This is a genomic window from Vreelandella rituensis, assembly GCF_003336665.1.
In the GTDB taxonomy this organism is placed as follows: Bacteria; Pseudomonadota; Gammaproteobacteria; order Pseudomonadales; family Halomonadaceae; genus Vreelandella; species Vreelandella rituensis.
Map to the genome: position 1 here is coordinate 87,375 of NZ_QPIJ01000005.1, position 20,049 is coordinate 107,423.

A 20,049-nucleotide genomic window follows, 5' to 3' on the forward strand; every position below is an offset into this window, starting at 1 on the left:
TGGTACGCGCCTGGATTGGGCATAACTTGATAAAATTGGCCACATACTTGATTATATTAGCCATGAGCGACGTCACTAATACCACATGGCCCTATCCGCGCCCCGATTCGCCGCCCCTGCTGACCCCAGAGCAGGCTGAGCACACCCTCAACGTGTGGCTGGTGCCGCGCTTCTCCATGCTGACCCTGTTTTGCCTGCTTGAGCCGCTGCGTGTGGCAAATCGCTTTGGTCGTGACCTCTTTGCCTGGCGGCTGCTCTCCGCGGATGGCGATGCCGTGGTGGCCAGTAACGGGGTACGCATCGACGTGGATGGAACTTTATCGTCGTTGGAAGATGCGTCACGCCTGATGGTGGTCTCGTCTTACGAAGCGGAGGCGACGGTGCGTTTTCAGGATCGCGCCGTGCTGCGGCGCATCGCCGCTCACGGTGGCTGGCTGGGTGGGCTGGATACGGCGCCCTTCATCCTGGCGCGAGCGGGGGTACTAACCGGCCATCGTGTGGCACTGCACTGGGAGAGCGTGCCGGCATTTCGTCGTGAGTTCCCGGCGCTGGAAATTAGCCCGGCCCATTACGAGTTCGACGCTATGCGGCTGACTGGCTCCGGTGGCGCGGCGAGTATCGACATGATGCTGGCGTGGATAGAGCATGCCTATGGACCCGCCCTGGCCGACGCCGTGGGGCGGCAGCTAATTCACGAGAGGCCGCGCGACGACGCAGAAACCCCACGACGACGTTACGAGGAGCTTCCGCGCAGCGTGGTGCGGACGTTGGCGGTGATGGAGGCCAATCTGACCCAAGCGTTACCGATCCCTGAGGTGTGCCGACTGGTGGGGCAGTCCCAGCGGCAGCTGACACGGCTATTCCAGCGCCACTTTGACGAGACCCCTCAGCAGTGTTACCTAGGGATGCGGCTAGACCGGGCACGCCAGCTACTCGCCGATAGCCGCAGCCTTGTGACCGAGGCGGCCTTGGCGACCGGCTTCACCCAGCCGGCACATTTCACCCGGGCCTATCGCAAACGCTTCGGTGAAGCGCCCAGTGTCACTGCCGACAAGCGTCCAGGTGCCGGACGGCACCTCCATATGGAAAATGATCTTTCTTTGCGCGACGGCTAATTACAGAGACAGGTGGAAGCAGTCTCATATATACCACTAGCCGCCCACTGGAGCGGCTTAGTCAGAGTTAGGCGCCTAACGACGAAGACCGATGGTGCGTTTGGCCAATTCCGGCCAAGCACCGGCATTGGCTTGGGGCAACGTAGCGATGGTCGTCTTGATAGGGGTGGGGAATAGCGCCGGCCGGCCGGCATGGATGTCCATACCCATTAACATCTGCTCGCTGGTGGCCAGCAGGTTCCCGTCAACGTCGCAAAGTTCGAAGAAAACGTGCAATCGCTTGGCGTCGTGGTCGAGCAGCGTCAGGCTGACCTGTAAAGGCTGACCCTCATGAGCCTCGCGGCGGTAGCAGAGGTGGGTTTCCAGAGTGTAGAGGGTATAGCCGTGCCGTTTGCGACCTTCTTCATCCAAGCCAATATGGTCCATCAACGCTTCAACCGCCAAGGAGAACACCCTGGCGTATTCGGCATCGTTCATGTGGCCGTTGTAGTCGACCCACTCGGGGGCGACGTGGCTTTCCAGAATCAGCATTAGATGCGCCCCTCCAAACCCTCGGCTTCGGGCCAGTATTTCTGTGTCAACGCGAGCAGCTCCACCAGAAAATCGTCCCGGCGCCGGTCAAGCTCAGATACCGGGCGGCCGGCGGCCTGATATTCGCAGCCTTCCACGACCCGGTCGATCAGCTCATCGGTGAGCTCGGGTGCTTGGAGCTTGGTCCAGGGCAGTTTCAGGGCGGGGCCGAACTGCTCCAGCATATGGCGCATGCCCTGCTCGCCACCGGCCAGATGGAAGGTCAGGAAGGTGCCCATCAGCGACCAGCGCAGGCCGCACCCATAGACCACGGCGGCATCGATCTCCTCGGTGGTGGCCACGCCGTCGTTGACTAGGTGCAGGGCTTCGCGCCACAGCGCTTCCATCAGGCGATCGGCGATATGCCCCTCGATCTCGCGACGCACGACCAAGGGGCGCATGGCCAGTGCCTGATAGAGCGCCTGTGCCGTTGCTGTGTGGGCACTGTCGGTCGCTGCGCCGCCTACCAGCTCGACCAGCGGAAGCAGGTAGACCGGGTTGAAGGGGTGAGCGACGATCACTCGGCCCGGGGCCTTGGCGCAGTCGCGCTGCAGATCGGACGGCTTGAAGCCGGAGGTGGAGGAGCCGATGATCACGTGCGCCTCGGCGGCGGCGTCCAGGGTGGCGAGAATCTCGCGCTTGAGTTCCAGGCGTTCCGGCACGTTCTCCTGGATCAGGTCGGCGCCTTGCACGGCGACTTCTAGACTCTCCGCGAAGTGCAGTCGCTCGGGGCTCGAGCCTTCGGCCAGGCCCAGGCGCTCAAGCGAGGGCCAGGCGTTGTCGACGAAGGCGCGGGTGCGCGCCGGGGCTTGCGGGTCGGGGTCGAAGGCGACCACGTCCCAGCCTTGAGCCAGGGCTCTTGCGATCCAGCCGTTGCCGATCACCCCAGTACCGATGATGCAAAGTCGTTGGCTCATGCGCCACCTCCTTCGATCTTCTCGGCTGTCTTGCCGGTGCGCGGGTCGCGCAGCCCGAGATGCGCCCGGGTTTCGGCAGGCGTCATTACGCGGCTGCCGAGGTTATCGATAAGACTAGCGGCTTTCTCCACCAGCTGAGCGTTGGTAGCCAGCACCCCCTTCTTCAGATAAAGGTTGTCTTCCAGGCCGACCCGGGCGTGGCCACCCAACAGTACCGCCTGGGCCACCATGGGCATCTGGTGGCGGCCGATGCCGAAGGCTCCCCAATGGGCATTCGCCGGTAGCTTGTTGCGCATGACCAGCATGGTTTCGGGGTCGGCCTCGGCCCCCCAGGGAATGCCCAGGCACAGCTGATAAAGCGGGTCGCCGTCGATCAGGCCCTCTTGCTGCAGCTGGCGGGCGAACCGCACGTGGCCCAAGTCGAAGCATTCGAGTTCCGGCTTGACGCCAGCCTGCTGCACCAGCCGGGCGTGCTCGCGCAGCCAGTCGGCAGGGTTCACATAAACCATGTCGCCAAAGTTAAGGCTGCCGCAGTCCAGGGTGCACAGCTCTGGTAAAAGCTCGCCCACCGGTTCATGACGCTGAGCCGGGGTCTGGATATCGGTGCCCGGGCCGCCGCGGGAGGGATCCACGACGTCGGGAATCCAATCACCACCGCCGCCAGCGGTGATGTTCATGACGATGTCGACGTCGGCCTCCCGCACCCGCGCCATCACTTCACGGAAGTGATCCACGGAGTGGCTGATGCAGCCGGTCTCGGGGTCACGTACATGAATATGCGCCACGCTGGCACCCGCCTTGGCGGCGGCGATGCAGTCGTCGGCGATCTGCTTGGGCGTGACGGGCACATTAGGGTTCTTGCCGGTGGTATCGCCGGCGCCGGTGACGGCACAGGTCAGAATGACGTTGCGGTTCATACTTTTCTCCTTACGTGACTGAATGACATGCCATTCAGTTTGTACGCTTGTCAGTACGCAGCATTGTCATTAAGCGACACTTAACATACGTTAGGCGACTTTCGGGTGGAGTGTTGAACAAAACCCCGCTGCATTCTGCGATTCGATTCTTTGAATGAATACTCCGACGATTCATTCAAAGAATCTTCGGAGGATTCAAACAACCCCGTAAGCTGGCAATATGACATAGGATGGGGAGGCAGATGATTTCGTACTGACTAAGCCTTGCCAGCCGGGCATGGTGGAAGGTTACGTTGGAACTCATTGAACGGAACAGCACTGTTGGTAACGAGATGATGGCCAAGGTCGACTTGCCCCGCGAGGTGTATAGCGACCCGGTGGTCTTCATTAAAACTGTCAGGGAGGGGTGCCTGGTCATGTGCTCCGTCAGGTGGTTCAGGCACTTGCTGTCGACCGCGATGTCTTTGTGCGGCTGCTAGATACCGATTCGGGTAACCTTCATCGCTTCTTTAAGCGCAAAGCCCTTGGGCGGGCGAAGAGCGAGGAATTGCTGGACACACTAAAGCTCTACGTGGAGGCCGGGGCGGTATTCGGGGGCGCGAGATCGCTCAGGAGTGGTTGCACTCGGAAGTGCCGGCCCTGTCCGGGTCGCGCCCGGTCGATCTGTTCGACACCTTCGCCGGCCGGGAGATGGTGCGTCAGGTGCTGAGGAAAATCAGTTACGGCGAGTTCAGTTGATAAGGGATACTGCATGAGGCTGTGGCTATTTCGCATCGCACCTGAGCGATTCATCCACAACCTTTCTGGACATGGGGGCAGCTATCGAGATGGCGCCCGCTGGAGCGACCTTGGGTACCCGGTGCTATATTTCGGGACTAGCGCTTCGGTGACTCTGGCCAAGGATGACAAACTAGCCAAGTGAACCTACAACGCTCACTCGGAAAGACGGTCGCAACCAAGCCTTCCTATCGCACTGCCTGGCGCAAGGTCAGGCAGTGCACTATCCCCGCCGCTGTCTACGAACCCAACTGACGCAGCGGCAAAGCGGTACCGACATGGATCTGGCGTCGCGATTGTAAACCGTTGGACATCGCTGGGCTTTGGAAGCGCTGGTGCTCGCATGCCGGTGAGATAATGCACAGCAATACGATGCTGACGGTCAATGCAGACGAGAGCGTTGAGTTATTACAGAGGTATTCCGCTGATTGATCTTACCGAAAAAAACTACTTTATTAGTGCTTCTGCTAAGTTGCAAAAAGCCTTTGCGGAAGGGGTTAATGGCCTGTTTTTAGGCCAAGACAGGCCTATTTCCATCGAGGGAATTGCATTGCTAAGTTCGATATGTTCAATCCTTTTGCCATCAAGAGACCATGGGCGATAGACCATATCAGAGAGAATGGTAATACCTGTCCCATTAGCCACCATACTTCGAACAGCTTCCACCGAGGATGTTCGGAACATTACATCGGGTGAAACTCCCTCGGGTTTCCAGTATTTAAGGGCTGTTTGATCTGCTTCGTCCACAGTCAGCATGATATAGGGATAGTGAGCGATATCCTTTAAGGTTAGCTTACCCTTGTTCAATAGCTCGTGATGGCTGGCTACCCAGAGCCGTCGACGGGACTTGGTCAACGTCATCTTTTCTAGCCAATGATGATGTTCAATATTGGATGTCAAGACAATCGCCAAATCAAACTCTCCCGACTTCAAGCCTTGCTCAATTTCAGGCCGTGATGCCTCGCTTAGATGAAGCTTTACCCCAGGGTAACGGCGCTGAAATTGCGCTAATAAAGGAGGAAAGAAGTAGCCCGCCACGGTGTAGGTCATGGCCAGACACAAGTTTCCTTCCAGCCTGGTGTGGGTATCTTGCAGGCTATCGAAGGCATCATCAAGCGCCTGGAAAGCGTAGTTGACCCGTTGCAAAAAGCGCGTGCCTTCGCGGGTGAGCAGCATGCCGCGGCTAGTACGTTGAAACAGTGCCACCCCTGCCTGTTCTTCAATTTCCTTGACACCGGTAGTGATCGAAGACTGCGAGACATTCAGATCAATGGCGGCCTGGGTGACACGGCCACACTTGGCAACGGCAAGAAAGTAACGGAGTTTGCGTAGCGAGAGGTCGCGGGCCATATCAGTATACTCATAGCGTTCGGATTTTTTGATAACACTCTACAAAAATTAATATTATCAAAATTTTTCCTTAACTGGCATTAATGAAAGGCGTCCCTAAGGAGAGACTCAATGATAACAACGATCGATCTGAATGCAGATATGGGAGAGAGCTTCGGCGCCTGGACGATCGGTGACGGGGTCGACCCTGACATTATGCCACTGATCAGTTCAGCCAATATTGCTGCGGGCTTTCATGCCGGCGATCCTTCCACCATGGTTGAAACACTTCGCTTAGCGTCGCGCCATGGCGTCAGCGTTGGCGTTCACCCGGGGTTTCGTGATCTGGTCGGCTTTGGCCGCCGACCCATATTGGCATCCGCCGAAGAGTTAGTGAATGACGCGCTCTATCAACTGGGCGCATTGCGTGAGCTTGCTCGCGTGGAAGGCCTAAAGCTGAATCATTTCAAACTGCATGGCGCGCTGTTCATGCATGCGGCGCGGGATGTGGAATTTGCCGAAAAATTGGCTGCCGCGCTGACAACGGTTGCACCTGCTCTACCTGTTTATTGCCTGTCAGGCTCCGCCATTGATCATGCGGCGGAGCGGGTCGGGCTGCCGAGAGTGCACGAGTTCTATGCGGACCGTGACTACAACGATGAAGGGAGCATCGTGTTCGTGCGCAAGGTTCAGCGCCTGGATCCGCAACAAGTAGCAGATAAGGTGCTGCGTGCCTGTCAGGAGGGCAAGGTTGAGACGGTCAGCGGTCAGGAAGCCGTGGTTCAATTCCAGTCGGTGTGTATTCACAGCGATACTCCGGGTGCCTTGTCACTGGTCAAGGCCGTGCGCGAGGCGCTCGACAAGGCGGGTATCATGGTGGCGGCCTCTTGAATCAATCAACGTCTTGGCCATGCGTGCAGCCGAGCGCAGGTAAATAACGATAATTCGCAGGAGAAAAATGATGACACAACAAGAAATTCAAGCCCCTTTCCCCGGTATGTTCTACCGCAAACCTTCTCCGGATGAGCCCGTTTATGTTGAGGAAGGCCAGGTAGTGCAGGTGGGCGACGTGATCGGGCTGGTCGAAGTCATGAAGCAGTTCGTTGAGCTCAAGGCGGAGATTTCAGGAACCTTGGTGAGCTTTGCCGCCGGAAACGAAACGGTACTTGAGGCCGGTGATGTGATCGCTACCCTGGAGGTCAGCGAATGATTCGTCGGCTGCTAATCGTTAATCGTGGCGAGATAGCGTTGAGAATCGTGCGTGCGGCGCAAGAGTCTGGTCTTGTCAGCATCGTGGCCCATAGCGAGGCGGACACAGACACACTGGCCGTTCAGCGGGCGGATGAAGCTGTCTGCATTGGTCCGGCGCAGGCCGCCAAAAGCTATCTCAATATTCCCGCTATCATCGAAGCGGCAAAGGCCTGCCAGGCGGATGCCGTACATCCCGGTTACGGATTTCTTTCAGAAAGCGCTGATTTCGCTCAAGCGGTCAAAGAGGCTGGCATGGTCTTTATCGGGCCGGATGCCGAGATCATTGCACGCATGGGCGACAAGGCAATGGCACGCCAGACGGCGATCGAAGCGGGTGTTCCTGTGGTGCCGGGTTCACCCCATGCGGTCAAGGGCCTGGACGACGCATTGACGGTTGTCGAGAGTGTCGGCTTTCCCCTGCTGATCAAGGCTGCCGCAGGCGGAGGTGGGCGCGGTATTCGGGTTGCAGAAGATAGGGATGCATTGGCCAAACAGTTGCCACTGGCACAGGCCGAAGCGCAGGCGTCCTTCGGTGATGGGCGCGTTTATCTGGAGCGTTTCATTTCCCGCGCACGGCATATCGAGGTGCAGGTATTGGGTGATGGAAAGCGCGCAGTCCACTTCTTCGAGCGCGAGTGCTCGTTGCAACGTCGCCGCCAGAAAGTATTTGAGGAGGCACCTTCACCGGCACTTGACAGTGCCACTCGCAAGGCGCTTTGCGAGTCTGCCGTAGCGCTTGCCGAACATGTGGGGTACGTGGGGGCCGGTACGCTGGAGTACCTCTTCGATGACGCCACGGGTGAATTCTTTTTCATCGAGATGAATACGCGGATTCAGGTCGAGCATCCGGTAACTGAAATGGTGACCGGATTCGATCTGGTCAGGGAAATGATTCGCCTGGCCTGTGGCCAGCCATTGCGCATGGCGCAAGAAGATATCGCCCTGAAGGGATGGGCCATCGAGATGCGTATCAATGCGGAAGATCCCGATCGGGACTTTTTCCCGTCACCAGGCAAGGTGGAAACGCTGATATGGCCTGCTGGACCGGGTATCCGCATCGATAGTGGCCTGTATGAAGGCTACAAGATGCCGCCTTTCTATGACTCTCTGGTTGCCAAGCTGATTGTCTGGGATGAAGACCGCGAATCAGCATTGAAGCGAGCCGGCCGTGCGCTGGATGAGTTTCATCTGGAAGGCTTCTCCACCACCGCTAGCCTGCACCGTCGTCTGGTCGAAGACCCTGCCGTCAAGGAGGGGGCTTTCGATACGACGTTTTTGGAGCGTTGGCTTGCCGAGCCCGCGTCAAATCACTCCAATGTGAAGGAGGTCATCGATGAGCAATGAGATGACAGCCACGACCCGTTATAGCCAGGCGGGTGATGAGTTCCTGTTTGTTGAGCTGAATGAAGAAATGACCCTTGAGGCGTTCTTCCGTTCCATTTCAATCACCCAGCGGCTACGTGACATGGCCCTGCCGGGGATCATTGAAATATGTCCTGCAAACGCGTCCTATCAGGTGCGCTATAACCCGGATGTCATATCCGCAGGCCAGCTGCAGGAAACGCTGGAAGGGTTGGATCGCGACGTAGCCGCCCAGCAGGTGCGTACCCTTGAAACGCGTGTGATCGAGGTGCCGGTGCTATATAACGACCCCTGGACCCATGAAACCCTGATGCGTTTTCGTGATCATCATCAGGATCCTTCCGCTACGGATCTGGAATATGCGGCCCGTATCAACGGCTATGACAGTGTCGATGCTTTCATTGAGGCACATAGCGCAACACCCTGGTTTGTTTCCATGGTGGGGTTTGTTGCTGGCCTGCCATTCATGTATCAGATGGTGCCGCGAGAGCGCCAGATTCAGGTGCCTAAATATCTGCGCCCACGCACGGATACGCCCAAACAGACGGTGGGTATCGGCGGGTGCTTCAGTGTGATTTATTCCGTGCGTGGTGCCGGTGGCTATCAGATGTTTGGGGTGACTCCCATGCCTATCTATGACCCCGAAGGCGATCAGCCGCATATTGATGATTCGATGATTTTTTTCCGGCCGGGTGACATCGTGAAGCATCGTGCCATCGACCGCGAGGAGTACGATGCCTTGTTGTCTGCGGCAGAAAAAGGGGATTTCAAGCCACGTGTAGCATCGTTCACCTTTGATCTTGATGCTTTCTCACAAGATCCGGATGGCTATGCACGCCGTGTTAAGGAGGTATTGTATGAGCATTGAAGTCATCAAGCCCGGCCTGGCTTCATCGATTCAGGATAAAGGGCGTGAAGGGAAGTACCACTTGGGTATTCCGCCTTCGGGAGGCATGGATCAGCGATCGCTGATTGCCGCCAACCTGCTTCTCGGTAATCCGGAAGGTGCGGCCGTCATCGAATGCGCGCTGATGGGCCCAGAATTACGCTTTAACGAGGCACGCAAGGTTGCCGCCTGTGGCGCTGAGATGACACCCCGCGTCAACGGCGAGGCGAAGCCGCTGAATGAAGTCTTCGAGGTTCCGGCGGGCGCAACGCTGAGCTTTGATTTCGTCAAGGCCGGAGCACGCCTGTATCTGGCGATTGAAGGCGGCATTGATGTGCCTGAGCGGTTGGGGAGCCGGAGTACTTACACCCTGGGCTCGCTTGGAGGATTGAACGGCCGCACTCTGCAAGCAGGCGATGTGCTGCATATTCTACCTGCTCATGGCCATGCCACGCTGGGGCGTTGCCTTCCCGATTCGTTGGTTCCTATGTTTTCCAAGCATTACCAATTACGAGTGGTGCCAGGCCTGTATGACCATCGTTTGATGCCGGAAAGTCATAAGCGTTTTTATGAGGAAGACTGGTCGGTGGCTTCGGAAGCCGATCGGATTGGCTACCGCATGAAAGGCGGCACTCCGCTCTCCTTTGTCGAGCGTGAGCCTCCCTTTGGGGCAGGCGATGACCCATCCAATATCGTTGATGCGTGTTATCCCATCGGTTCCATTCAGGTTCCCAGTGGCAGCGAGCCGATTATCCTGCACCGTGATGCGGTATCCGGCGGTGGTTACGCCATGATCGGCACGGTGATCAGTGCGGATATGGATACCGTTGGGCAAATCCAGCCTCACCAGAAGGTCAGGTTTGTGGCAGTGACTCTTGAGGATGCCCTTGCTGCACGTGCCCGCTATCAGCAGGACCTGGAACAGTTGCGCCAGATGCCGTGACCGGTGGTCGGGCGTCAGATAATGCATATGGTGCACGTAACGTAAATTGACAGTGCACCGTATGCCAAACATCCGCCAGCCATAAAGTCTATTGTGTAGATGTATCGGCGCTTTCTATAGCTGGATAAAAATAACTAACCGAATAATGGCAGCTCATCATGAAAGTGCACTTCCCGGATAAATACGGGCCAGGTTTCATGTGGCTGTCATGTCATAGCTAAACAATAAAAAGGAAAGTGAAATGACCAACAAGAATCAGAGTGAGGCAACCGACCTCGACTTTTCCGAACGCCCTGTACCATCTGAAGGGCGAATGCCTAAAATTAACTTGATGATGGCTTTCTGGGCCGTTTGTAGTGCGATTTTTTATATGGTGGTTGCCGCCGCCATGGCGCGTACTTATGGTACTGCTAATGCACTGATTGGCATTGTTCTGACGGTAATAGCCTACGGTGTTATTAATGGTGTAATCAGTCGCTATTCAATGAAAACCGGATTGACCGTTGCTCTTTTTTCCAAGGTATTATTCGGTCATTTCGGTGCTGTAGTTGCTACACTGATATTCTTCGCCACGGCACTTTATTACGCCGTATTTGAAGGCTATGTCATGGCGCTGGTGCTCGCGGAGTGGAGCAACATGTCCATGGCGGTGGCAACTGCCATTGTGGTGATACTTGGTGTAGCACTCATTTTTGGCAGTGTTCAGCACTGGTTGGACAAATTCAACGGTGTGCTGCTGCCTGTCTACGTGATCGGCATGCTGATAGCTGTCGGGATGGCGGTTGCTGAATTTGGCTATCCCTCCGGGTGGTTGACCCGCGTTCCCGAAGGCGGCGCCTCTCCATGGGGCTGGTTGCATACCTTTGCCTATTATATGGGTGTCTGGGTATTGATGATGTTTACCTTCGATTACGCCCGGTTTGGCCAAGAAAAAGACGCTGCTTTCCATTCCCGCATCACCTTTGGCATACCATTTTATGCCATGACCTTCCTGTTCAGCGGTATTGTCGGGATTCTATTGGATTCCATGATTCCAACCGATGGCCTGTCGGAAGCCTCCATTGTGTTGGGTTTGCTCGAATTGATGGGCGTAGGAGGCCTGTTATTGGTATGGGTGACGCAGAGCCGCATCAATACGGCCAATTTCTATCTGGCGACCGTCAACTTCGAGTCATTCATCCGCAAGGTAACCGGTGTGAAAATGTCCAAGGTGGTGGCCGGTTGTATGATTGGGGTAATCGCTTATGTACTGATGATGGCAGACGTATTCTCCTACATCCTGCAGGCATTGGCATACCAGGGCGTCTTTGTGGTGGCCTGGGTGGGTGTTGCCCTGGCTCATATTCTGTCTAGAACTTACCAGGACCGTTTCAATGGTCATGTCGAGCTGAATAACGATTATATTCCGGCTTTTAACCCTTGCGGCTTGGTAGCGTGGGGTGGTGCTGCATTTACCGGGATCGTCATCATGAACATTCCCGCCATTGCCGGATTCTCGGCGCCAGCCACCTTCCTGTTTGCCTATGTCATATATGAACTTGGTCTCAGATTTGCAAAAGAAGAGTGGTACGTAGCAGGCCTTAAATAAGGCACACTTTCCACTCTAAAGCAGACATTTTATAATGTGAAAAGTTTTAGGGTGGGAAATTATTTGTCTTATTTAGAGTTTTATTGATATTGATTTTATTATGGTGATTTTAAGTTCAATATTAAAAAATGGTCGAACTTTTTTTATTTTAATCTCAAAAAGTCCTGGATTAAAATTTGTAATACCGATATTTGGTTGGTAAAAATAATAAATAAATGATGGGGCGGAATTGTAAGACGCAATATAAACCATGGGCCGTCTTTATAATTTCTGGCGTTACCTGAGTAAAATCAACAATAATATGAGGAATCAATATGCCTGATCTTCGAGTCGCCGTTGATGCTGGCGGAACCTTTACAGACGTTTGTATCTACAATTCGTCGACCCAGGAGTTCCGTGTCACGAAAGTGCCCTCAACGCCAAATAATCCCATGCAGGCGGTGCTTGATGGCGTCAAACGTGGTGAGATTGAGTTGGCTGATGTCGACCTGTTTTTCCACGGCACTACGGTCGCCACCAATGCGCTGATCACGCGCCGTTTCCCCAAGGCGTCGATGGTTACTACCAAAGGTTTCCGCGATGTGATCGAAATCCGTGACGGCACCAAGGATAACCTCTGGGACGCCTACGCGGATGTCAGTGGCCCTTATATTCGCCGCCGTGACCGCTTCGAAGTCACCGAGCGCGTGGATTACGCCGGTGAGATAGTGACCCCGCTGGATGAGCAAGAGGCCCGTGAACTCGCGCGCAAGTTAAAGCGCAGGGGAACCACTACCATCGCGGTGTGCTTCATCAACTCCTATGCCAATGTGCAGAACGAGCAGCGCATGCGAGAGATTCTTGAGGAGGAAATTCCGGGCGCCAATGTTTCCACGTCCTCGGGAATCCTGCCGGAAATTTTCGAGCATGACCGCTTCAATACGGCAGTCGCCAACACGGTTCTCGGGCCGTTGGTGTCGGACTACGTCAAACAACTGGATGACGAGCTGAGCGCAGGCGGCTATGCCAATGACCTGCTGCTTTTGCATTCTGGAGGCGGCTCGATGACGCCGGTGATGGCCAAGCACTACCCTGTACGCCTGGCAGCATCCGGTATTGCAGCGGGCGCGATTGCCGCCAAGCATATCGCCGAGCAATGCGGTTATCAGAATGCGGTGGGCCTGGATATGGGCGGGACTTCCACCGATATCTCGCTGATCCATGATGGCGAGCTTCGAGTGACTAAGCAGTGGGGTGTGGAATACGGCCACCCGATTGTTTTCCCGAGCATCGAAGTACTGACCATTGGTGCCGGTGGTGGCTCGCTGGCGCATATCGATATTGCCGGTGCCCTGCGCAACGGGCCGCAATCAGCCGGGGCTGACCCGGGCCCGGCGTGTTACAAGCGTGGCGGTGCGGAGCCTACCAATACCGATGCCAACCTGGCGCTCAACCGCTTGGGAACAAGCTTGGCGGGTGGTGCCCTTGAGCTAAACAGAGATATGGCCACTGCTGCCATTAAAGAGAAGATTGGCCAACCTCTGGCGCTGGAGACCGCAGACGCCGCGCAGGCCATTCTCAAGGTGGCAAACGCCAATATGGCCGATGCGGTGCGTCTGGTGTCGATTCGCCGCGGGCTTGATCCGCGTGACTTCGCCTTGATTGCTTTCGGCGGCGCGGGAGCATTGCACGGCGCCGAAGTTGCCAAGGAACTGGGTATTCCGGCGGTGATTGTGCCACCCAACCCGGGCGTGACTTCGGCGATGGGGTGCCTGCTGGTCGATATTCAGCACGATTTATCGATGATGTATACCGCCGGGGCCGAAAGTGCCGACACCGATGATCTCACCAAGCAGTTCCGCTCTCTGGAAGAGGAGGCCGCCGACCGGCTGCGCCATGAAGGCGTCGCTGACAAGGATGTGGTGCTCCAGCGGGGCATCTCTATGCGCTATCAGGGTCAGTGGCGCTCGCTGCAGGTGCCGATGAGCAGCGGTGAGCAATCACTGAAAATGGCGATCGAAACCTTCCATCAGGAGCATGAGCGCCAGTTCTCGTTCCGCCAGGATACTCAGCCGGTCGAGATCTATCAGTTGCACCTGCGGGCAGTCGGTAAAACGCCCAAGCCGTCGTTTACGCCTTATGAACGAGTGGCGAACGCAACGGCGGAACCCCATGCCCGGCGAGACGTCTTCTTTGATGGCCAATGGCATGACACACCAATTTACGACCGCACAATACTGCCTCCAGGCTTTGAGCTGACGGGCCCCGCAATCATTGATCAGCTTGACTCCACCACGGTAGTTCCGCCCAACACCACAGCCTCCATCGATGAGTGGAAAAACATCAGGATCCGGATTGTTCTGACAGGAGAGGAAGCATGAAAATGGCTCATGACATGAAAGATGGTGTGCTCGATCCGGTCACCTTTGAAGTACTAAAGAATGCGTTTGCCACCAGCGTTGATCTGATGAGCGAACAGATACTGCGTACCTGCTATTCGTTTGTCATTTACTCGCGTGACTTCTCTTCTGCGCTGTGTGATGCAAAGGGCAATACGGTGATGCAGGGCAGTGGCGATATTGCCGTGCATGTCGGCACCTTGCACTTTCAGTGTAAGGCCGTGTTGGAGGAGTTTGAGGGCGATATTCAGCAGGGCGATGTCTTTGCCATCAATGACCCGTATCGGGGAGGTACGCACCTCAACGATGTGAGTTTCATTCGTCCGATTTTCGTGGCGGACGAGATTATCGGTTTCGCCCAGAACAAAGGTCATTGGGCGGATATTGGCGGTAATGTGCCAGGCTCGTTCGATGTCAATGCCAGCACTCACTTCAGCGAAGGGTTGCGTATCACGCCGATTCGAGTCTGGCGCGAGGGTACCTTTCTGCATGATGTTGCCCAGCTGTTGGTATCCAACACTCGGGCACCCAGCCAAGCCTTGGGCGATCTACATGCCCAGGCGGAAGCAACAGCGGTATGTGAACGGGAAATTCTGCGTCTGGTCGACAAATATTCCAAAGAGACTGTTGTTGCGGCCATGCAGGAGACTCAGGATTACGTCGAGCGTATTGTGTTGAAGAGCCTTGCCGGCATGCCCCAAGGTGAATGGGAAACCATCGATTATATGGATGCTGACCCAGCGCTTGGAGAAGGCATGGTACCCATCCGCATCAAACTGAAGCTGGATGGCAATGGCATTCACTATGATCTGTCCGGTTCAGCACCGGCTGTCTCCACTTTTCTCAACTCCGCCTACGGCACGACTCACTCGGCCATTTATGCGGGCACCAAGACATTTTTCCCGGACGTTCCGCTCAATTCTGGATTTTACCGTGCCGTAACGGCGAATATCGGTGAAGAGGGCAGTGTGGTCAATGCTGGCTGGCCCCATGCGGTGACCGGTTTCTGTTCTGGACCCTATGAGAAAATCATGAACGGGATCTTCGAGCTGTGGAGCGGCATCATGCCTGAACGCGCCATGGCTTGTGCCTTCAACCTTGAATACCTGTTGATTGGAGGTAACGACGGGCGCACCGATACTACCACCTACTTTATGTGGTATGACTGGATGGCTGGTGGTTGGGGTGGCCGCCAGACCAAAGATGGCTCCTCGGCCACCTCGCCGGTGTTTGGCACGGGCTTGGCCGTGCAGCCGGTAGAAGGACAAGAGCGCCTCAACCCGGTGTTGACCATGTGCCATGAGATCAGCATGGATTCCGGTGGCCCCGGTCGTTTCCGCGGTGGGTGCGGCGTCCAGAAAGGTGGGGTGCTCACCAAAGTCGACAAGACGGTGATGAGTTACTGCTGTGATCGTGGTCGCTCGGTCACTTGGGGCGTCAATGGCGGTTTGCCCTCCGTGCCTCATGGCGTATGGCTCAACAAGGGAACGTCGGATGAAAAGTATCTGGGCGCCACGTTCTCCAATGTGTCTGTTCAATCGGGGGATACTTTCACACGTCCATCCGCCGGTGGCGGTGGTTTCGGTGACCCGCTTGAACGTCTCCCTGAAGAAGTGTTGGAAGATGTGATTGACGGCTATGTATCGGTGCCGCGCGCCGAGTGTGACTATGGCGTTATTATCGATGTCAATGATCCGGATGTGGACGATTATGCAATAGACGCCGAACGCACGACGAAGGCCCGCGAATGGATTCGTGCTCATCGACATGAATGGTTGGAAGCTCCGCCGGAGGACATCGCCAGTCAATACCGCGACGGTAAATTGGATGTGCTGGATGTGATTCGTCGCTTCGGTGTGGTGCTTGACTGGGGAACCGGTGAACTGCTGAAAAAATCGACGCAGCAGTACCGTGAATCTATGCGTCGGCGCTCGTCGGATTACTGGGCATGATTGTTACGTCGTTCTCTTGAGCCAATAGCGTGAGACACTCATTTTGATGCCAGAGACCCCTGCAGGATTTTTCCGGCAGGGGTCAATCCATCGCGGTGCGATCATTGTGGGACCAATAACATGAACGAAGCTAACTCAATGTTAACGTCCAATTCCCAGGATTGCTGGACACAGCTTATTTCGCAGACCTATTTTCCGCTGACCCTGAATTACGGCAATCATGAAGGCCGATTTCAGGGGTCTTTGAAAGTATGGAAAGCAGGAGGCAGTGATTTTTCACTATCGCGTTTGTGTTCTTATCAGGCCGAATATTCGCGCTGCCAGTCACAGATTGCACAGGATGATCACGCCTCGTTTCTGGTCACTATTCCGCTACGCACGCATGTGTTTTTCTCCCAGCATGGCCGTAGCCTGAACTGCCCGCCGGGGCACTTTATTGTCGAACAGGGCGATGCGCCTTACCGCTTCGGGTATGAATCACCCAACGACATGTGGGTCTTCAAGATTCCGAGCCAATCGATGAAACATCGCATCCGACGGCCTGAGCGCTATTCACAGCATTGCTTCTCTGCAGAAAAGGGGATTGGCTGTGCGTTTGTCGAGTTTCTGATGATCTGCTCGCAGCGCGTAAGTGAGTGCAGCACCGATGATCAGAACCGCCTGTTCGAGCAGGCTTTGAGCATGCTTTCTATGGTGCTTGAACAGGATGACAGAGTGCTGAGTAGCGACCAGTCACATTTGAAAACTGCACACCTAATGCGTATCGAGCGCTATATTTCTGCCAATCTTGGCGACCCTGAGCTGACGCCTTCCCGTATCGCCGAGTTTTGTGGCATTTCATTGCGCTATCTTCACAAACTGTTTTCAGGTTCCGGGTACACGGTGCGCGAGTGGGTGAGGGTACAGCGCCTGGAAGCCGCGCATCGCGATCTTGAGGCCTCGCCCGCTGGCATCAATATTGGTGAAATCGCTTATCGCTGGGGATTTTCGGATCAGGCCCAGTTCTGTCGGGCATTTCGGCAGCACTTTGGTTACTCCGCCAGCGAGCTGCGTAGCTTACCGCCTGAGGCATCTCGTCTTTAACATAGCCACCCTGTAGCGCAACATACATTCACGCCATACCAACAAAAAGGGCATTACCATGGGAAGACCACAAGCCAGCAGCCATCTGCAAATTGATAACCACCAGGTCATTGTCACCCGCTGGGATTTCCCACCCGGTGCGGAAACTGGCTGGCATCGTCATGAACATGATTACGTTATTGTCCCGACCATTGATGGCAAGATGTTGTTGGAAACGCCTGAAGGTAATCGTGAAGTGATGCTGGAAGCGGGCGTTTGCTATAACCGCGTGGAAGGCACCGAACATAATGTGATCAATATCGGCGAGACGGCATTTTCGTTCGTGGAAGTTGAACTGAAATAAATAGGCGCCGAGGTAGCCGCGCGCAACAGTGCCACACGGCATTCTTCCTTGCGGTTACTCGGGGTAAAGGAGGAATGTATGACGATTACAATAAAAACGCCTGACGAGAGCAACCGCCAGGCGTGGGAATCTCTCTATCGTGGCTATGCAGCGTTCTATAACATGCCGATCGCAGACACGACATTGGACACCGTCTGGGGCTGGATTCAGTCCGGTACATGTTTACAGGGGCGCATCGCGATTGATGCTACGGGTAAGGCCGTCGGGTTGATGCACTTTCGAGCAATGCCATCACCACTCCGCGGCACCGAGGTTGGTTTTCTTGATGACCTGTTCGTGGACCCCGAACACCGCGGCAGTGGCGTGGTCAATGCCATGTTGGCATCGCTGACCAAAGAAGCCCTCTCAAGAAAGTGGCCCTTCGTAAGATGGATTACCAAGGAAAATAATTATCGAGCTAGACGGTTTTATGACTTAAATTCCATCAAAACCGACTGGGTAACTTATCAAATGGACGTCTAATTCCAGTTGATACCATAATGCTGATTACATTTGTGAATGCTCCCGCGAATCATGCTGCGCATTGATTCGGGGCTTCATCGCTCCGCCACAACGTGGAGAGCGTGACCGGCATCCTCGGTGAGCCAGGGGAACGTTTGCCGCCTGACTCCTGCCCGTCCTTTCGGCGGGTCAGTTTGTGTTTCCATGCCCAGTAACGGGCACCCATGTTGTAGCTGGCGCCAAGATCGGCGTTGTATTGTTTGCCGCTGGCAAACGTGGCGAGTTCATACTGCTTTGCATGGCGCTTCACGCGGCCAGAGCCATCAAACGCCCAGGATGACGTGCCTCGCGCATAGACATAAACCACCTTCCCGCCGGCTTCTTCCATCTTGTGCTCGATCAGCGTGGCAAGCCGCCGATGCAGCCATTGGTGGAAGCGCTGGCGCAAGCCTGATCGCTGCTTACCAGCTTTCGGTCGCCAGCCTTTCAGGTCTTCCAGCACGATCACATCAGCGCCTTCGGCCAAGGCGTAATCCACGAGTTGGCGTGATGTCTGTTGCGCCATGTTCTCGTTGATGCGCTGCACTTTGCGGTACCACGTTCGGCCAAAGCCTTTTGACAGCTTGCCGGTCTTACGCGCTTTGCCACGAATCATCGCGGCACGTTTATCGCGACGGTCCATGTCCGCTGCGGGGTGGAAAAACCGCCTCGCGGCGACAGTGCCGTTGGATGAAACGATGCTGGCCGTGGCCAGCGTATTAATCCCCACATCCACCGCGCAGACGCGCTGCTGATCGGAGAGTCGTTCAGGTGTTATTTCCACCGGCACCGCCAGATGGCAGTGTCGGTTGAACACCAGTGCGGGAGATTTCACGATGCCAAGGAGGTGGCGCTGGCGCACCGCTTTAATAGCGACGTTGTGCCACAGCCATTCTTTACCGTCCCACAACTTCAGGCTGGCCGTGGTGAAGTCAGCATCAAACTTGACCAGTTGCCCGCGATACATCACCGGATAGCAGCCCGCGACGGCGTTAAAGCGTGGCGGTTTGGCGTCACGCCGTGAGCGGCAGCCCGATTGCCACTCGCGGTAGCGGGTGAGGTAACTGGACACCTGGCCTTTGACGAACTCGATAGCAGCGCGGCGTAAGTAGGACGGGAACTTGTAGAACCGCTGAGCAAAATAGTGATGGCGAGGTGACGGGTTCTTTTTCGTTGGGTGGATTAACCGCTCGACCGCTGCCGAAAAGCTGGGCGCCTGCTGTAACGTTGCCCAATTATTGAGCACCACCACCGATGGCGCACGACAAAAGGCACGGTATTCATCCCGCGCATCCTGCATCAACTCTCGTTGTTGCAACGTGGCTTGCAGTGGCCATTTGTCGGTACGAATCATCTTGCTTGGCATAACGACACCATACCCCCAAACCCTGATTTATATCCAGCCATAGCGAGCCATGATATACATCATGGCCAGCCGCTTAACTAGCGCATCACGCTGCGCGTCGATGCGTAGGATGCGCGGCTTAAATTGCTCAATAGGTAGCGCGAAAACTCTCTGGCGTATGATGTTGAGCTATCACCTGGCGTGCTGTTTCGACGATGTCATCCCGCCAGTCGGCGGGGGCCAGCACTTGCACGTTGGCTCCCATGGCCATCAGCCACCAGAGGGTTTGCTGATCGTCAGGTACCTGGGCTTCCAGGTGTTGCCAACGGCTATCGGGCAGGGGGGTGAGGGACTGCTCGGTGGCGAGCGGTGTTTCGGTCAATAACCAGGCCACTTGTGGCGCAACGTTGACACTCAGATTGATAGTCTTCTGGCTTTGCCGGTAACCGAAGGCACCGCCTTGAATGTAAGCATCCAGGTCGAAATCGCCTTTTTCGTTCCAGGCGGTTTCACTCAACTGGGCATGACGAATGCGGTGCAGGGCGAACTGCCGCAGGTCGGTGTAGTCATTCACCGTTGCCACCAGGTAGGTCACGCTGTGACGGCTGACCAGCCCCTGCGGGTGCAAGGTAAAAAACCGCTCTTTTTCACTGCTGCGCGATAGATAGGTCACTTCAATGGCTCGATGGGTGAGCAGTGCTTCAGTGACGGTCTGCCAAGTCACTTCTTCCAGTGGCGCGGGAATCAATGCCT

General features: G+C 55.8%; 21 protein-coding genes. 15 read left to right on the forward strand and 6 right to left on the reverse strand.

The features are described from left to right. Positions 1-62: 62 nt before the first annotated feature. The gene (locus tag DU506_RS04310; RefSeq protein ID WP_235825433.1) at positions 63-1,115 is read left to right on the forward strand and encodes a GlxA family transcriptional regulator; all 1,053 of its coding nucleotides are present in this window, start codon (positions 63-65) and stop codon (positions 1,113-1,115) included. Positions 1,116-1,190: 75 nt separating this feature from the next. On the opposite strand, the gene DU506_RS04315 is transcribed toward DU506_RS04310, so the two are convergent. Genes DU506_RS04315 through DU506_RS04325 form a run of 3 tightly spaced genes read right to left on the reverse strand, consistent with a single transcriptional unit; the run spans position 1,191 to position 3,519 of the window. Next, a complete protein-coding gene (locus tag DU506_RS04315; protein ID WP_114485713.1) occupies positions 1,191-1,646 on the reverse strand; it encodes a thioesterase family protein in 456 nt (151 codons plus the stop codon). Beyond that, entirely contained in the window at positions 1,646-2,602 is a 957-nt protein-coding gene (locus DU506_RS04320) for an L-carnitine dehydrogenase (protein ID WP_114485714.1), read from the reverse strand. The genes DU506_RS04315 and DU506_RS04320 overlap by 1 nt, the downstream gene beginning before the upstream one ends. Further along, on the reverse strand, positions 2,599-3,519 hold the full coding sequence (locus DU506_RS04325) for a beta-keto acid cleavage family enzyme (RefSeq protein ID WP_114485715.1): 921 nt from the start codon (positions 3,517-3,519) through the stop codon (positions 2,599-2,601). The genes DU506_RS04320 and DU506_RS04325 overlap by 4 nt, the downstream gene beginning before the upstream one ends. Positions 3,520-4,122: 603 nt before the next feature. Between DU506_RS04325 and DU506_RS22750 the strand changes: the two genes are divergently transcribed. From DU506_RS22750 to DU506_RS22760, 3 genes are all read left to right on the forward strand, one after another. Continuing rightward, positions 4,123-4,257, forward strand: coding sequence for an antitoxin Xre/MbcA/ParS toxin-binding domain-containing protein (locus DU506_RS22750; protein WP_415843667.1), 135 nt, complete (start codon positions 4,123-4,125; stop codon positions 4,255-4,257). A gap of 13 nt (positions 4,258-4,270) precedes the next feature. Next, entirely contained in the window at positions 4,271-4,441 is a 171-nt protein-coding gene (locus tag DU506_RS22755) for an RES family NAD+ phosphorylase (protein ID WP_114485716.1), read from the forward strand. A gap of 161 nt (positions 4,442-4,602) precedes the next feature. Next, positions 4,603-4,728 carry a hypothetical protein gene (locus DU506_RS22760; protein ID WP_415843665.1) on the forward strand — a complete coding sequence of 42 codons (126 nt, stop codon included), beginning with the start codon at positions 4,603-4,605 and terminating at the stop codon, positions 4,726-4,728. A 15-nt stretch (positions 4,729-4,743) separates the two neighbouring features. Here DU506_RS22760 and DU506_RS04340 read toward each other — a convergent pair whose 3' ends face one another. Further along, a complete protein-coding gene (locus DU506_RS04340; RefSeq protein ID WP_114485717.1) occupies positions 4,744-5,646 on the reverse strand; it encodes a LysR family transcriptional regulator in 903 nt (300 codons plus the stop codon). Positions 5,647-5,757: 111 nt separating this feature from the next. On the opposite strand from DU506_RS04340, the gene DU506_RS04345 reads away from it, so the two are divergent. The 11 genes from DU506_RS04345 (at position 5,758) to DU506_RS04395 (ending at position 17,933) form a co-directional block, all read left to right on the forward strand. After that, positions 5,758-6,516, forward strand: a complete 759-nt coding sequence (locus DU506_RS04345) for a 5-oxoprolinase subunit PxpA (RefSeq protein WP_114485718.1) — start codon at positions 5,758-5,760, stop codon at positions 6,514-6,516. A 67-nt stretch (positions 6,517-6,583) separates the two neighbouring features. Further along, positions 6,584-6,835, forward strand: coding sequence for an acetyl-CoA carboxylase (locus DU506_RS04350; protein WP_220254291.1), 252 nt, complete (start codon positions 6,584-6,586; stop codon positions 6,833-6,835). After that, positions 6,832-8,220: an acetyl-CoA carboxylase biotin carboxylase subunit gene (locus DU506_RS04355; protein WP_114485720.1), complete on the forward strand. Its 1,389-nt coding sequence runs from the start codon at positions 6,832-6,834 to the stop codon at positions 8,218-8,220. The genes DU506_RS04350 and DU506_RS04355 overlap by 4 nt, the downstream gene beginning before the upstream one ends. Then, complete coding sequence (locus DU506_RS04360) at positions 8,210-9,106, forward strand: 5-oxoprolinase subunit B family protein (RefSeq protein ID WP_220254292.1); 897 nt, start codon at positions 8,210-8,212, stop codon at positions 9,104-9,106. The genes DU506_RS04355 and DU506_RS04360 overlap by 11 nt, the downstream gene beginning before the upstream one ends. Further along, on the forward strand, positions 9,096-10,067 hold the full coding sequence (locus DU506_RS04365) for a 5-oxoprolinase subunit C family protein (protein WP_114485721.1): 972 nt from the start codon (positions 9,096-9,098) through the stop codon (positions 10,065-10,067). Before DU506_RS04360 ends, DU506_RS04365 begins: the two co-directional genes overlap by 11 nt. 241 nt (positions 10,068-10,308) lie before the next feature. Beyond that, positions 10,309-11,655: a purine-cytosine permease family protein gene (locus DU506_RS04370; protein WP_114485722.1), complete on the forward strand. Its 1,347-nt coding sequence runs from the start codon at positions 10,309-10,311 to the stop codon at positions 11,653-11,655. 314 nt (positions 11,656-11,969) lie between these two features. Further along, a complete protein-coding gene (locus tag DU506_RS04375; protein ID WP_114485723.1) occupies positions 11,970-14,015 on the forward strand; it encodes a hydantoinase/oxoprolinase family protein in 2,046 nt (681 codons plus the stop codon). Beyond that, the gene (locus DU506_RS04380; protein WP_220254293.1) at positions 14,012-15,985 is read left to right on the forward strand and encodes a hydantoinase B/oxoprolinase family protein; all 1,974 of its coding nucleotides are present in this window, start codon (positions 14,012-14,014) and stop codon (positions 15,983-15,985) included. Before DU506_RS04375 ends, DU506_RS04380 begins: the two co-directional genes overlap by 4 nt. A gap of 138 nt (positions 15,986-16,123) precedes the next feature. Beyond that, the gene (locus DU506_RS04385) at positions 16,124-17,068 is read left to right on the forward strand and encodes a helix-turn-helix domain-containing protein (protein ID WP_220254294.1); all 945 of its coding nucleotides are present in this window, start codon (positions 16,124-16,126) and stop codon (positions 17,066-17,068) included. Positions 17,069-17,126: 58 nt separating this feature from the next. Then, the gene (locus tag DU506_RS04390) at positions 17,127-17,411 is read left to right on the forward strand and encodes a cupin domain-containing protein (protein WP_114485725.1); all 285 of its coding nucleotides are present in this window, start codon (positions 17,127-17,129) and stop codon (positions 17,409-17,411) included. A gap of 78 nt (positions 17,412-17,489) precedes the next feature. Next, the gene (locus DU506_RS04395) at positions 17,490-17,933 is read left to right on the forward strand and encodes a GNAT family N-acetyltransferase (protein ID WP_114485726.1); all 444 of its coding nucleotides are present in this window, start codon (positions 17,490-17,492) and stop codon (positions 17,931-17,933) included. Positions 17,934-17,982: 49 nt separating this feature from the next. On the opposite strand, the gene DU506_RS04400 is transcribed toward DU506_RS04395, so the two are convergent. Both DU506_RS04400 and DU506_RS04405 read right to left on the reverse strand, forming a co-directional pair. Then, positions 17,983-19,317, reverse strand: a complete 1,335-nt coding sequence (locus DU506_RS04400; protein ID WP_235825434.1) for an IS200/IS605 family accessory protein TnpB-related protein — start codon at positions 19,315-19,317, stop codon at positions 17,983-17,985. Between the two features lie 127 nt (positions 19,318-19,444). Further along, the coding region (locus DU506_RS04405; protein WP_147273733.1) for a helix-turn-helix transcriptional regulator at positions 19,445-20,049 on the reverse strand (605 nt) is incomplete at its 5' end.